This is a genomic window from Dietzia massiliensis (assembly GCF_018390595.1).
Lineage (GTDB): Bacteria > Actinomycetota > Actinomycetes > Mycobacteriales > Mycobacteriaceae > Dietzia > Dietzia massiliensis.
In genome coordinates, this window is record NZ_JAHBAV010000239.1 from 1 (window position 1) to 413 (window position 413).

The following is a 413-nucleotide window of genomic DNA, read 5'->3' on the forward strand; positions in this document are numbered from 1 at the left end:
ATGTAAAGAAATTTAAAGATGATTTTGAAGCACTTGATGGAGTGATGGTTGACATTAAGCCAGCTAATAGTGATGTACGTTTATCACCACCGACATTGCTTAAAAATAATTGGTTTTCAAAACCATTTAGAATGTTTGTGGAGATGTATGGAGTACCTAAATATAATGATGCTGATCCAACTTTATTAGTTTCATTATCGTATACTTTATTATTTGGGATTATGTTTGGTGATGTAGGCCAAGGGGTAATTTTATCCTTAGTTGGTTTAATTGCTTATAAAAAGTTTGGCTTACAATTAGGCGCGGTAGGTGTTCGTTTAGGAATATCTAGTACATTGTTTGGGATTGTTTTTGGTTCGGTATTTGGAAATGAAGAAATTTTGATTCCTATGTTTAATGCTATGTCCCCAGAT

1 protein-coding gene is annotated in these 413 nt (G+C 32.9%); it reads left to right on the top strand.

Annotated features, from left to right (window positions below; all coding sequences use genetic code 11):
- Positions 1–413, top strand: a 413-nt coding sequence (locus tag KHA85_RS20425; RefSeq protein ID WP_213186700.1) for a V-type ATPase 116kDa subunit family protein, incomplete at both ends; no start/stop codon positions are given.